Origin of the sequence: Lelliottia sp., assembly GCF_045627565.1 — a bacterium.
Classification (GTDB): domain Bacteria; phylum Pseudomonadota; class Gammaproteobacteria; order Enterobacterales; family Enterobacteriaceae; genus Enterobacter.
On the sequence record NZ_JAZQNX010000028.1, the window covers coordinates 84,525 to 96,731 of the forward strand.

The following is a 12,207-nucleotide window of genomic DNA, read 5'->3' on the forward strand; positions in this document are numbered from 1 at the left end:
CTCCGGGTCGTGCGTTAGTCGCTTTGCAGCATGGCTTCCAGCTGTTCCTGCGCATCCAGCCACGCCATTTCGCAATCCTCAAGACCGGATTTGGCTTTTGCCTGAATTTGCAAACACTCGGTCAGTTCCGCTTTGCGGCTCTGATCGTAAAGCCCGCTGTCGCCCAGTTTTTCTTCGACGGTGGCCAGTTTTGCGTGAAGTTTTTCCAGCTCTTTTTCCAGACGCGCGATCTCTTTACGCAGTGGCTGCGTTTGGGTGCGCAGCTCCGCTTCGCGACGCTTCTGATCTTTGCGCGACTGGGCGCTATTGGCGTTGTCTTTCGCATCGTCAGACGGCTGATTTTCTTGCTTCTGCACGTCGGTCAGCCACTGCTGATAATCTTCCAGATCGCCATCGAACGGCTCGACTTTGCCGTCGTGCACCAGGTACAAATCGTCAGTGGTGGAGCGGATCAGGTGGCGATCGTGCGAGACGACGACCAGCGCGCCTTCAAACTCGATGAGCGCTTCGGTCAGTGCCTGACGCATGTCGAGATCCAGGTGGTTGGTAGGCTCATCGAGCAGCAGCAGATTCGGGCGTTGCCAGACGATCAACGCCAGCACCAGACGGGCTTTTTCGCCGCCGGAGAAGCGCTCGGTGATTTCGGTGACTTTATCGCCCTGGAAACCAAAGCCGCCGAGATAATCACGCAGCTTCTGTTCCATTTCCTGCGGAGCAAGGCGCGCCATATGCTGAATGGGGGACTCGTCTGCGCGTAAAAATTCCAGCTGATGCTGCGCGAAGTAGCCAAGCTTAATGCCCTTCGCCAGGCCGATATCGCCGCTCACCGGATTAAGCTCGCCCGCCAGCAGTTTAATCAACGTGGACTTACCGGCACCGTTGCGCCCGAGCAGACCGATACGAGAACCCGGCACCAGGTTGAGCTTAATGGAATCCAGAATAATGCGATCGCCGTAGCCTGCGCTGACCTTTTCCATTTTTAACAGCGGATTCGGCAGGCTCTCGGGCGCGCGGAAGCTGAAGTGGAACGGGTTGTCGACATGCGCAGGGGCAATCATCTCCATGCGTTCAAGCATTTTAATGCGGCTCTGGGCCTGCTTGGCTTTAGAGGCTTTGGCTTTAAAACGGTCAACAAAGCTTTGCAGATGCGCGACGCGCTGCTGCTGGCTTTCGTACATCGACTGTTGCTGTGACAGACGCGTGGCGCGCTGGCGCTCGAAAGAGCTGTAGTTGCCGGTGTATTCGAACATCGACTCTTGTTCGATGTGAATGATTTTATCCACCACCGGATCCAGAAAATCACGGTCGTGGGAGATCAGAATCAGCGTGCCCTGATAGCTTTTCAGCCATTTTTCCAGCCAGATGACCGCATCGAGATCGAGGTGGTTAGTCGGCTCATCGAGCAGCAGTAAATCGGAGCGACACACCAGCGCCTGCGCCAGATTCAGGCGCATACGCCAGCCACCGGAGAAATCACTCACGGGGCGTTCGAGCTGTTCGTTGCTAAAGCCCAGGCCGTGCAGCAGGCTGGAGGCGCGAGAGCGGATGGTCCAGGCGTCGATGGCGTCCAGCTTGCCGTGAACGGTGGCGATGGCGTGGCCATCGTTACGCTCGTTGGCGGCGTTCAGTTCGGCTTCCAGCTTGCGGTATTCGCGGTCGCCGTCAATCACGTACTCAAGCGCCGGGACGCTCAGGGCAGGCGTTTCCTGGTTGACCCAGGCCAGTTGCCAGTTGCCAGGATAGGTAAAGCTGCCCGCATCGGCGCTCATTTCGTTTTTTAGAAGCGAAAGCAGAGTGGATTTGCCGCAGCCGTTTTTGCCCACCAGGCCGACTTTTTGGCCAGGATTAATGGTGGCAGTAGCGTTGTCCAGCAGGACGCGTACGCCGCGACGAATTTGTAAGGAGGAGAAAACAATCATAGAGCGCCGTGTATTCCGACTATGTTAGGTTGTCATTATAATCAGGTTAAAAATCTGTCCCATCAGGCTATGTATTCAACAATGACGCGTGAGGGGCCAGACCGAATGAATAATGCCGCGCATGGCGCGGGTGTGCCATGGTAGCCGAAAATGGCAATGATGACGACCCGGGAGGGGAATGATGTCTCAGACAGCAAAAGTGCTGCTGTTGTATGCCCATCCGGAATCCCAGGACTCGGTCGCAAACCGGGTTTTGCTTAAACCGGCTCAACAGCTGAGCAATGTGACGGTGCACGACCTTTACGCGCACTATCCTGATTTTTTTATCGATATTCCGCGCGAGCAGGAGCTGTTGCGTCAGCATGACGTGATTGTGTTCCAGCATCCGCTTTACACCTACAGTTGCCCCGCGTTGCTGAAAGAGTGGCTGGACCGGGTGCTGAGCCGCGGGTTTTCCAGCGGGCCAGGGGGGAACCAACTAGCGGGAAAGTACTGGCGCAGTGTCATTACGACCGGTGAACCAGAAAGTGCTTACCGCCACGACAGCCTGAACCGCTATCCCATGAGCGATATTTTGCGCCCTTTTGAACTGACGGCGGCGATGTGTCGTATGCACTGGATGAGCCCGATGATTGTTTACTGGGCGCGCCGCCAGCAACCTCAGGCGCTGGCAAGTCACGCCAAAGCCTACGCTGAATGGCTGGCTTCCCCGATCCCGACGGGAGGCCACTGATGGAAGGTACCGATCTGTTATTAGCCGGGGTGCTGTTTTTGTTTGCCGCCGTAGTGGCGGTGCCGTTGGCCGCACGGCTTGGCATCGGCGCGGTGCTGGGGTATTTGCTGGCGGGCATCGCTATCGGGCCGTGGGGCCTTGGATTTATTAGCGATGTAGACGAGATCCTGCACTTCTCGGAACTTGGCGTGGTCTTCCTGATGTTCATCATCGGGCTGGAGTTGAACCCCGCTAAGCTATGGCAATTGCGGCGATCGATTTTCGGCGTGGGCGCGGCGCAGGTGTTGTTTAGCGCGGTTATCCTCGGTGGATTGCTGATGCTGACGCAGTTCAAATGGCAGGCGGCGGTGATTGGCGGGATTGGCCTTGCTATGTCTTCCACGGCGATGGCGTTGCAGCTGATGCGCGATAAAGGGATGAATCGCAACGAATCGGGACAACTGGGTTTCTCCGTGCTGCTGTTCCAGGATCTCGCGGTTATCCCGGCATTAGCCCTGGTGCCGTTGCTCGCCGGTTCGGGTGACGATCATTTTGACTGGATGAAAGTCGGCATGAAGGTGCTGGCTTTTGTGGGAATGCTGATTGGCGGACGTTATCTGCTGCGCCCGGTGTTCCGCTTTATTGCCGCCTCCGGCGTGCGCGAAGTGTTTACCGCGGCGACGCTGCTGCTGGTGTTAGGTTCGGCGTTATTTATGGATGCTCTGGGGCTGTCGATGGCGCTTGGGACCTTTATCGCCGGCATTCTTCTGGCCGAAAGTGAATACCGCCACGAGCTGGAAATTGCCATCGATCCTTTCAAAGGGTTGCTGCTTGGGCTGTTCTTTATCTCCGTGGGTATGGCGCTGAATCTGGGGGTGCTTTATACCCATCTGCTGTGGGTGGTGGTCAGCGTTGCGGTGCTGGTGGCAGTGAAAACAGGTGTGTTGTACACGCTGGCGCGAATCTACGGCCTGCGCAGTTCAGAGCGAATGCAGTTTGCCGGTGTGTTGAGCCAGGGCGGCGAGTTTGCTTTTGTGCTTTTCTCCACCGCCGCGTCCCAGCGTTTATTCCAGGATGATCAAATGGCGCTGCTGCTTGTCACAGTGACGCTGTCGATGATGACCACGCCGCTGCTGATGAAGCTTATCGATAAATTGCTTTCGCGCCGCTTCAATCAACCTGACGACGAGGACGAAGCGCCGTGGGTCGAAGACGATAAACCGCAGGTGATCGTGGTGGGCTTTGGCCGTTTTGGGCAGGTTATTGGCCGTCTGCTGATGGCGAACAAGATGCGTATTACGGTGCTTGAGCGTGATATCAGCGCGGTGAATCTGATGCGCAAATATGGCTATAAAGTCTATTACGGTGATGCCACCCAGCTTGAGTTGTTGCGTTCTGCGGGTGCGGAGGCTGCGGAATCTATCATCATCACCTGTAACGAGCCGGAAGATACAATGAAGCTGGTGGAGCTTTGCCAGCAGCATTTCCCGCATCTGCATATTCTGGCGCGAGCGCGGGGACGCGTTGAGGCCCATGAACTGTTGCAGGCGGGCGTGACGAATTTTTCACGCGAGACGTTCTCCAGCGCGCTGGAGTTAGGGCGCAAAGCGCTGGTTTCGCTGGGTATGCATCCGCATCAGGCGCAACGGGCACAAATGCATTTTCGTCGTCTCGATATGCGTATGCTCCGGGAGTTAATGCCCGTGCATTCGGACACGGCGCAGATATCTCGTGTACGGGAAGCGCGGCGCGAGCTTGAAGAGATTTTCCAGCGGGAGATGCAGCAAGAGCGGCGGCAGTTCGACGGCTGGGATGAATTTGAATAGGGGCAAAAGTATGGCAATTCGTAAACGTTTTATTGCAGGTGCAAAATGCCCGTCCTGTCAGGCGCAAGATTCGCTTGCGATGTGGCGTGAAAATAATATTGATATTGTTGAGTGTGTTAAGTGCGGTCACCAGATGCGTGAGGCGGATAAAGAAGCGCGCGAGCATGTTCGCAAAGAAGAGCAGGTGATCGGTATTTTTCATCCGGACTAGCGATATGCCCTCAGTTTTTTTAAGCTAAAGGGTACACGGGTGCAGATTTCCGCTACAATCTGCGCCAGCAATTTTCCCACGCTCAGGAGATATCATGAAAGTAGCAAAAGACCTGGTGGTCAGCCTGGCCTATCAGGTACGTACAGAAGACGGTGTGTTGGTTGATGAGTCTCCGGTGAGTGCGCCGCTGGACTACCTGCATGGTCACGGCTCCCTCATTTCCGGCTTGGAAAACGCGCTGGAAGGTCACGATGTTGGCGATAAATTTGACGTTGCTGTAGGCGCGAACGACGCTTACGGTCAGTATGATGACAACCTGGTTCAGCGCGTTCCTAAAGACGTGTTCATGGGCGTTGACGAGCTGCAGGTTGGCATGCGTTTCCTGGCTGAAACTGACCAGGGTCCAGTACCGGTTGAAATCACCGAAGTTGAAGACGAGCACGTTGTGGTTGACGGTAACCACATGCTGGCTGGCCAGAACCTGAAATTCAACGTTGAAGTGATTGCGATCCGTGAAGCGACCGAAGAAGAACTGGCTCATGGCCACGTTCACGGTGCTAACGGTCACGACCACGATCACGACCATGACGGTTGCTGCGGTGGTCACGGCCACGATCATGACCACGATCACGGTCATGAGCACGGTAAAGGCGGTTGTGGCGGTAATGGCGGTTGCGGCTGCCACTAATACCTTGGTATTAGCTGTATCGCACGCACAAAAAAGCGGGAAATATTCCCGCTTTTTTTACGCCTCCACTTTGCGCCTTAATAATGCGGCGGTGGGGTCTCTTCGGACGGTGAAGCAATGTGTGACGATTGTGTCGCTTTCACTTTCTCCGTCAGCAAACGCAGCAGATCGCGAAGTTTCGCCATTTCCAGTTCATGAGCTGTCACGGTCTGGTTGAGTTCGTCGATGGTGACTTCCTGAAAAGCAAGACGGCTTTCCAGCTCGGCCAGCCGCACTTCCAGAGTTGTATCTTGCATGATTGACCTCGTTGTATGTTCAGACGCCATCGGGCGTTCGCGGCGATAAATTTTACCTCACTTTGCCTCAATGTGCAGTATCCATCCCTTTGGCACGAAACTAATTTAAACAAAAATAGTCTTAAAAGAGACGATAATAGGGGGAGTCTGTCTATAGATTTCCTCCGCAACGTTCTATAGTACGCTTCTCATTTACGTTTAACGCTGGGGTGAGAGGCCCTGGTCCTGGAGAAATGGATGAAATCACTGTTTAAAGTAACGCTGCTGGCGACCACTATGGCTGTCGCACTGAATGCGCCGCTGTCTTTCGCTGCTGATACGGCTGCGAAACCTGCTGCAAGCGCAGACAGCAAAGCTGCGTTCAAAAATGACGACCAGAAATCAGCCTATGCGCTGGGCGCTTCTCTGGGTCGTTACATGGAAAACTCTCTCAAAGAGCAGGAAAAACTGGGCATCAAACTGGATAAAGATCAGCTGATCGCCGGTGTTCAGGATGCATTTGCAGATAAGAGTAAATTGTCTGACCAGGAAATCGAACAGACTCTGCAAGCTTTTGAAGCTCGCGTGAAGGGTGCTGCTCAGGGCAAGATGGAAAAAGACGCAAAAGACAACGAAGCGAAGGGCAAAGCCTACCGCGATACTTTTGCTAAAGAAAAAGGTGTGAAAACCTCTTCTACCGGTCTGCTTTATAAAGTCGAGAAAGCCGGTACGGGCGATGCACCAAAAGACAGCGACACCGTTGTAGTGAACTACAAAGGTACACTGATCGACGGTAAAGAGTTTGATAACTCCTACACTCGCGGTGAGCCACTGTCCTTCCGCCTTGACGGTGTTATCCCTGGCTGGACTGAAGGCCTGAAAAACATCAAGAAAGGCGGCAAAATCCAGCTGGTTATTCCACCGGATCTGGCTTACGGCAAAACCGGCGTTCCGGGTATCCCGGCTAACTCCACGCTGGTCTTCGATGTGGAGCTGCTGGACATCAAACCAGCGCCGAAGGCAGATGCTAAACCTGCCGCTGCAGAAGATGATAAAGCTGCAGACGCAGCGAAGAAGTAAAACGCTGAAAACCGCCGCCTTCAAGGCGGCGGTTTTTTTATTGCAGGCCAGATATAATAAACACTGGAAAGCGTTGCCTACGCTGTATTAATTTAGTTGTCCGTGTAAATATGAGCCTGCCCTGACAACCTAACGACAGGCTCCTGAAAAGGAGTGTTTTTTTCATGTCCAGGTCGCTTTTAACCAACGAAACCAGTGAACTTGATTTGCTGGATCAACGTCCTTTCGATCAGACTGACTTCGATATTCTGAAATCCTACGAAGCGGTAGTGGACGGGTTAGCGATGCTCATTGGCTCTCACTGCGAAATCGTATTGCACTCCCTGCAAGATCTGAAATGTTCCGCCATCCGTATTGCCAATGGTGAGCATACTGGCCGCAAAATTGGATCGCCAATTACCGACCTTGCACTGCGTATGCTCCACGACATGACCGGCGCCGATAGCAGCGTCTCCAAATGTTATTTCACCCGTGCCAAAAGTGGCGTACTGATGAAGTCAGAGACCATCGCCATCCGTAATCGCGATCACCGGGTGATTGGATTGCTGTGCATCAACATGAACCTTGATGTGCCGTTCTCACAAATCATGAGCACGTTTATTCCACCTGAAACACCGGAAGTGAACTCATCCGTTAACTTTGCGTCCTCTGTGGAAGACCTTGTCACACAGACTCTGGAATTCACCATTGAAGAGGTGAATGCCGATCGCAACGTATCGAACAACGCCAAGAATCGCCAAATCGTGCTGAACCTCTATGAGAAAGGCATTTTCGATATTAAAGATGCGATTAACCAGGTTGCCGACCGACTGAATATTTCCAAGCACACGGTTTATCTCTATATTCGCCAGTTCAAAAGCGGTGATTTTTTGGGGCAAGAGAAGTAATGCGTTTTGCCTTAATGGTGACGGGGCCGGCTTACGGCACGCAGCAGGCCAGCAGTGCGCTGCAGTTTGCGCAGGCGGTTTTAGCTGAAGGGCATGAACTGAGTAGCGTGTTTTTCTATCGTGAGGGTGTCTACAACGCCAACCAGTTTACGTCTCCTGCTTCTGATGAATATGATCTGGTGCGTGGCTGGCAGGCGCTGAACGAAAAACAGGGCGTCGAGCTGCATATCTGTGTGGCTGCGGCGCTGCGTCGTGGTGTAGCGGATGAAACAGAGGCTAAGCGTTTGGGGCTTTCGGGCGCCAATGTTCAGCCTGGGTTTACGCTCAGCGGCTTGGGCGCATTGGCGCAGGCGGCGCTGACGTGCGATCGGATGGTGCAATTCTGATGAACCGTGTTGCGTTTGTTTTTACCTCTGCTCCCCATGGCAGCTCAGCGGGTAGGGAAGGGCTTGATGCGCTTCTGGCGACCTCTGCCCTGACAGAAGATATTGGCGTTTTCTTTGTCGGCGACGGCGTTTTTCAGATTTTGACCGGACAACAGCCGCAACGGATTCTGGCGCGAGATTATATTTCAACGTTTAAAGTCCTGCCGCTTTATGACATCGACACTTTTTGGGTGTGCGCTGCATCGCTAAAAGAGCGGGGGATTGACGAAAATGTCCCGTTGGTCCTGGATGCGGAAGTGCTTTCACCGGCCGCTCTACGCGAAAAACTCTCACATTATCATGTCGTTCTGACATTCTGAGGTCGTCATGCTTCACACTCTGAGCCATTCACCGTGGCATGCTGATATCGAAGGGTTGCTGAGAATCCTGGGCGACGGCGATGAATTGTTGCTGATCCAGGATGGCGTTCTTGCCGCCATTGACGGCGGGCGCTTCATTGAAATCCTCAATAATGCCCCCATTAAGGTCATAGCGCTGAAAGATGACATAGATGCCCGCGGTCTTGCTGGTCAAATTTCCACCAAAATTGACGTTGTTGGCTATACTGACTTCGTCAAACTAACGATTAAGCACTCGACTCAAATGAGTTGGTGATCCGAGATCACTGTATATTTCTTGACACCTTTTCGGCGTAGCCCTAGAATTTCGCGTCCTCATATTGTATGAGGTCGATTTATTACGTGTTTACGAAGCAAAAGCTAAAACCAGGAGCTATTTAATGGCAACAGTTAACCAGCTGGTACGCAAACCACGCGCTCGCAAAGTTGCAAAAAGCAACGTGCCTGCGCTGGAAGCCTGCCCGCAGAAACGTGGTGTATGTACCCGTGTATATACCACCACTCCTAAGAAACCAAACTCCGCACTGCGTAAAGTATGCCGTGTGCGTTTGACCAACGGTTTTGAAGTGACCTCCTACATCGGTGGTGAAGGTCACAACCTGCAGGAACACTCCGTGATCCTGATCCGTGGCGGTCGTGTAAAAGACCTTCCGGGTGTTCGTTATCACACCGTTCGTGGTGCACTTGACTGTTCCGGCGTTAAAGACCGTAAGCAGGCTCGTTCCAAGTATGGCGTGAAACGTCCTAAGGCTTAATGGTTCTCCGTTAAGTAAGGCCAAACTGTTTTAACTTAATGTCAAAATAAACTCTTTGAGTTTTGGACAATCCTGAATTAACAACGGAGTATTCCCATGCCACGTCGTCGCGTCATTGGTCAGCGTAAAATTCTTCCAGATCCTAAGTTCGGATCAGAACTGCTGGCAAAATTTGTAAATATCCTGATGGTAGATGGTAAAAAATCTACTGCAGAAGCAATCGTATACAGCGCGCTTGAGACCCTGGCTCAACGCTCTGACAAAAATGCACTGGAAGCTTTCGAAGTCGCTCTCGACAACGTGCGCCCGACTGTAGAAGTTAAGTCTCGCCGCGTTGGTGGTTCTACTTATCAGGTTCCAGTTGAAGTTCGTCCGGTTCGTCGTAATGCTCTGGCAATGCGTTGGATCGTTGAAGCTGCTCGTAAACGCGGTGATAAATCCATGGCTCTGCGTCTGGCGAACGAACTTTCTGACGCTGCAGACAACAAAGGTACTGCAGTTAAGAAACGTGAAGACGTTCACCGTATGGCAGAAGCCAACAAGGCGTTCGCACACTACCGTTGGTAATCCCTTCGGAGTCATAGTCACCAGGCGGACACTTCTTCTCAGAAGCTGTCCGCTCTGGGTTACTTAATTGAACGCCTAAAGAAATAAACGAGGAATCAAATGGCTCGTACAACACCCATCGCACGCTACCGTAACATCGGTATCAGTGCGCACATCGACGCCGGTAAAACCACTACTACCGAACGTATTCTGTTCTACACCGGTGTAAACCATAAGATCGGTGAAGTTCATGACGGCGCAGCTACCATGGACTGGATGGAACAGGAGCAGGAGCGTGGTATTACTATCACCTCCGCAGCGACTACTGCATTCTGGTCAGGTATGGCTAAGCAGTACGAACCGCATCGCGTAAATATCATCGACACCCCAGGCCACGTTGACTTCACAATCGAAGTTGAACGTTCTATGCGTGTTCTCGATGGTGCGGTAATGGTTTACTGCGCAGTTGGTGGTGTTCAGCCACAGTCTGAAACCGTATGGCGTCAGGCAAACAAATACAAAGTTCCACGCATTGCGTTCGTTAACAAAATGGACCGCATGGGTGCAAACTTCCTGAAAGTTGTTGGTCAGATCAAATCCCGTCTGGGCGCGACAGCTGTTCCGCTTCAGTTGGCAATTGGTGCTGAAGAAGGTTTCACCGGTGTTGTTGACCTGGTGAAAATGAAAGCCATCAACTGGAACGATGCCGATCAGGGCGTGACCTTCGAATACGAAGACATCCCTGCTGACATGGTTGAGCTGGCAAACGAATGGCGCCAGAACCTGGTTGAATCAGCGGCTGAAGCTTCTGACGAGCTGATGGATAAATATTTGGGCGGCGAAGAGCTGACCGAAGAAGAAATCAAAACTGCGTTGCGTGCACGCGTACTGAGCAACGAGATCATTCTCGTGACTTGCGGTTCTGCGTTCAAGAACAAAGGTGTTCAGGCAATGCTGGATGCGGTAATTGATTACCTGCCAGCACCAACTGACGTACCTGCAATCAACGGTATGCTGGACGACGGTAAAGACACTCCGGCTGAACGTCATGCTACTGATGATGAGCCGTTTGCTGCACTGGCATTCAAAATCGCTACCGACCCATTCGTGGGTAACCTGACGTTCTTCCGCGTGTACTCTGGCGTGGTTAACTCTGGTGATACCGTATACAACCCAGTGAAATCAGCACGTGAGCGCTTTGGTCGTATCGTTCAGATGCATGCTAACAAGCGTGAAGAGATCAAAGAAGTTCGTGCGGGTGACATTGCTGCGGCAATCGGCCTGAAAGACGTGACCACGGGTGACACCATCTGTGATCCGGACCACGTGATCATTCTGGAGCGTATGGAATTCCCTGAACCGGTAATTTCTATCGCTGTAGAACCGAAAACCAAAGCTGACCAGGAAAAAATGGGTCTGGCTCTGGGTCGTCTGGCTAAAGAAGATCCATCATTCCGCGTATGGACTGATGAAGAATCTAACCAGACTATCATCGCTGGTATGGGTGAACTGCACCTCGACATCATCGTTGACCGTATGAAGCGTGAATTCAACGTTGAAGCTAACGTGGGTAAACCTCAGGTTGCTTACCGCGAAGCGATTCGTGCGAAAGTTACCGATGTTGAAGGTAAACACGCTAAGCAGTCTGGTGGTCGTGGTCAGTTTGGTCATGTTGTTATCGACATGTACCCACTGGAGCCGGGCTCTAATCCGAAAGGTTATGAGTTCATCAACGACATCAAAGGTGGTGTGATTCCTGGTGAATACATCCCTGCCGTTGATAAAGGTATTCAGGAACAGCTGAAGTCTGGTCCTCTGGCGGGTTACCCAGTAGTAGATCTCGGCGTGCGTCTGCACTTCGGTTCTTACCACGACGTTGACTCCTCCGAGCTGGCGTTTAAACTGGCCGCTTCTATTGCCTTCAAAGATGGCTTTAAGAAAGCGAAACCAGTTCTGCTTGAACCAATCATGAAGGTTGAAGTAGAAACTCCAGAAGAGAACACTGGTGACGTTATCGGTGACCTTAGCCGTCGTCGTGGCCAGCTGAAAGGTCAGGAATCTAACGCTACTGGCGTTCAGATTCATGCTGAAGTACCGTTGTCTGAAATGTTCGGATACGCAACTCAGCTGCGCTCACTGACTAAAGGTCGTGCTTCTTACTCCATGGAGTTCCTGAAGTATGATGACGCGCCGAACAACGTTGCTCAGGCCGTAATCGAAGCCCGTGGCAAATAAGCCATAGGTTAAAAACCAAAATCCCGTGCCCTCTCGGTGAGAGGGCACTATAGTAAGGAATATAGCCGTGTCTAAAGAAAAATTTGAACGTACAAAACCGCACGTTAACGTTGGTACTATCGGCCACGTTGACCACGGTAAAACTACCCTGACTGCTGCAATCACTACCGTTCTGGCGAAAACCTACGGTGGTTCTGCTCGTGCATTCGATCAGATCGATAACGCACCAGAAGAAAAAGCTCGTGGTATCACCATCAACACTTCCCACGTTGAATATGACACCCCGTCC

General features: G+C 52.4%; 15 protein-coding genes. 13 read left to right on the forward strand and 2 right to left on the reverse strand.

Translation table 11 applies throughout. The annotated features are described in order from the left end of the window. Nucleotides 1-14 precede the first annotated feature (14 nt). Nucleotides 15-1,919 carry an ABC transporter ATP-binding protein gene (locus tag ACKI5T_RS15780; RefSeq protein ID WP_015960732.1) on the reverse strand — a complete coding sequence of 635 codons (1,905 nt, stop codon included), beginning with the start codon at nt 1,917-1,919 and terminating at the stop codon, nt 15-17. Between the two features lie 178 nt (nt 1,920-2,097). Here ACKI5T_RS15780 and kefG point away from each other — a divergent pair, with 178 nt between their 5' ends. The 4 genes from kefG (at nt 2,098) to slyD (ending at nt 5,356) form a co-directional block, all read left to right on the forward strand. Further along, nucleotides 2,098-2,652 carry a glutathione-regulated potassium-efflux system ancillary protein KefG gene (gene kefG, locus ACKI5T_RS15785; protein ID WP_407438646.1) on the forward strand — a complete coding sequence of 185 codons (555 nt, stop codon included), beginning with the start codon at nt 2,098-2,100 and terminating at the stop codon, nt 2,650-2,652. After that, the gene (gene kefB, locus ACKI5T_RS15790; protein ID WP_015960730.1) at nt 2,652-4,457 is read left to right on the forward strand and encodes a glutathione-regulated potassium-efflux system protein KefB; all 1,806 of its coding nucleotides are present in this window, start codon (nt 2,652-2,654) and stop codon (nt 4,455-4,457) included. Before kefG ends, kefB begins: the two co-directional genes overlap by 1 nt. 10 nt (nt 4,458-4,467) lie before the next feature. Further along, entirely contained in the window at nt 4,468-4,668 is a 201-nt protein-coding gene (locus tag ACKI5T_RS15795) for a YheV family putative zinc ribbon protein (RefSeq protein ID WP_005121675.1), read from the forward strand. A 94-nt stretch (nt 4,669-4,762) separates the two neighbouring features. Further along, nucleotides 4,763-5,356 (forward strand): peptidylprolyl isomerase, encoded by a 594-nt coding sequence (gene slyD / locus ACKI5T_RS15800; protein WP_407438647.1) that lies wholly within the window; start codon nt 4,763-4,765, stop codon nt 5,354-5,356. Nucleotides 5,357-5,433: 77 nt separating this feature from the next. Here slyD and ACKI5T_RS15805 read toward each other — a convergent pair whose 3' ends face one another. Continuing rightward, the gene (locus ACKI5T_RS15805; protein ID WP_407438649.1) at nt 5,434-5,652 is read right to left on the reverse strand and encodes a protein SlyX; all 219 of its coding nucleotides are present in this window, start codon (nt 5,650-5,652) and stop codon (nt 5,434-5,436) included. Between the two features lie 237 nt (nt 5,653-5,889). Between ACKI5T_RS15805 and fkpA the strand changes: the two genes are divergently transcribed. From fkpA to ACKI5T_RS15850, 9 genes are all read left to right on the forward strand, one after another. After that, nucleotides 5,890-6,711: an FKBP-type peptidyl-prolyl cis-trans isomerase gene (gene fkpA, locus ACKI5T_RS15810; RefSeq protein WP_015960726.1), complete on the forward strand. Its 822-nt coding sequence runs from the start codon at nt 5,890-5,892 to the stop codon at nt 6,709-6,711. A 164-nt stretch (nt 6,712-6,875) separates the two neighbouring features. Further along, entirely contained in the window at nt 6,876-7,598 is a 723-nt protein-coding gene (locus ACKI5T_RS15815) for a transcriptional regulator (RefSeq protein ID WP_015960725.1), read from the forward strand. Beyond that, on the forward strand, nt 7,598-7,984 hold the full coding sequence (tusD, locus tag ACKI5T_RS15820) for a sulfurtransferase complex subunit TusD (protein WP_407438650.1): 387 nt from the start codon (nt 7,598-7,600) through the stop codon (nt 7,982-7,984). Before ACKI5T_RS15815 ends, tusD begins: the two co-directional genes overlap by 1 nt. Then, a complete protein-coding gene (gene tusC / locus ACKI5T_RS15825) occupies nt 7,984-8,343 on the forward strand; it encodes a sulfurtransferase complex subunit TusC (protein ID WP_407438652.1) in 360 nt (119 codons plus the stop codon). Before tusD ends, tusC begins: the two co-directional genes overlap by 1 nt. Nucleotides 8,344-8,350: 7 nt before the next feature. Then, entirely contained in the window at nt 8,351-8,638 is a 288-nt protein-coding gene (gene tusB / locus ACKI5T_RS15830; protein ID WP_407438653.1) for a sulfurtransferase complex subunit TusB, read from the forward strand. A 124-nt stretch (nt 8,639-8,762) separates the two neighbouring features. Then, the gene (gene rpsL, locus ACKI5T_RS15835) at nt 8,763-9,137 is read left to right on the forward strand and encodes a 30S ribosomal protein S12 (RefSeq protein WP_000246815.1); all 375 of its coding nucleotides are present in this window, start codon (nt 8,763-8,765) and stop codon (nt 9,135-9,137) included. Between the two features lie 96 nt (nt 9,138-9,233). After that, a complete protein-coding gene (gene rpsG / locus ACKI5T_RS15840; protein ID WP_015960721.1) occupies nt 9,234-9,704 on the forward strand; it encodes a 30S ribosomal protein S7 in 471 nt (156 codons plus the stop codon). A gap of 99 nt (nt 9,705-9,803) precedes the next feature. After that, a complete protein-coding gene (fusA, locus tag ACKI5T_RS15845; RefSeq protein WP_015960720.1) occupies nt 9,804-11,918 on the forward strand; it encodes an elongation factor G in 2,115 nt (704 codons plus the stop codon). A 67-nt stretch (nt 11,919-11,985) separates the two neighbouring features. Beyond that, the coding region (locus ACKI5T_RS15850; RefSeq protein WP_407438656.1) for a GTP-binding protein at nt 11,986-12,207 on the forward strand (222 nt) is incomplete at its 3' end.

Coding starts and splice junctions, on each gene's coding strand:
- ACKI5T_RS15805 (WP_407438649.1), bottom strand. CDS start 5,652: ATGCAAGATACAACTCTGGAAGTGCGGCTGGCCGAGCTGGAAAGCCGT.
- tusB (WP_407438653.1), top strand. CDS start 8,351: ATGCTTCACACTCTGAGCCATTCACCGTGGCATGCTGATATCGAAGGG.
- rpsG (WP_015960721.1), top strand. CDS start 9,234: ATGCCACGTCGTCGCGTCATTGGTCAGCGTAAAATTCTTCCAGATCCT.
- ACKI5T_RS15780 (WP_015960732.1), bottom strand. CDS start 1,919: ATGATTGTTTTCTCCTCCTTACAAATTCGTCGCGGCGTACGCGTCCTG.
- kefG (WP_407438646.1), top strand. CDS start 2,098: ATGATGTCTCAGACAGCAAAAGTGCTGCTGTTGTATGCCCATCCGGAA.
- fkpA (WP_015960726.1), top strand. CDS start 5,890: ATGAAATCACTGTTTAAAGTAACGCTGCTGGCGACCACTATGGCTGTC.
- ACKI5T_RS15795 (WP_005121675.1), top strand. CDS start 4,468: ATGGCAATTCGTAAACGTTTTATTGCAGGTGCAAAATGCCCGTCCTGT.
- kefB (WP_015960730.1), top strand. CDS start 2,652: ATGGAAGGTACCGATCTGTTATTAGCCGGGGTGCTGTTTTTGTTTGCC.
- rpsL (WP_000246815.1), top strand. CDS start 8,763: ATGGCAACAGTTAACCAGCTGGTACGCAAACCACGCGCTCGCAAAGTT.
- slyD (WP_407438647.1), top strand. CDS start 4,763: ATGAAAGTAGCAAAAGACCTGGTGGTCAGCCTGGCCTATCAGGTACGT.
- ACKI5T_RS15815 (WP_015960725.1), top strand. CDS start 6,876: ATGTCCAGGTCGCTTTTAACCAACGAAACCAGTGAACTTGATTTGCTG.
- tusC (WP_407438652.1), top strand. CDS start 7,984: ATGAACCGTGTTGCGTTTGTTTTTACCTCTGCTCCCCATGGCAGCTCA.
- fusA (WP_015960720.1), top strand. CDS start 9,804: ATGGCTCGTACAACACCCATCGCACGCTACCGTAACATCGGTATCAGT.
- tusD (WP_407438650.1), top strand. CDS start 7,598: ATGCGTTTTGCCTTAATGGTGACGGGGCCGGCTTACGGCACGCAGCAG.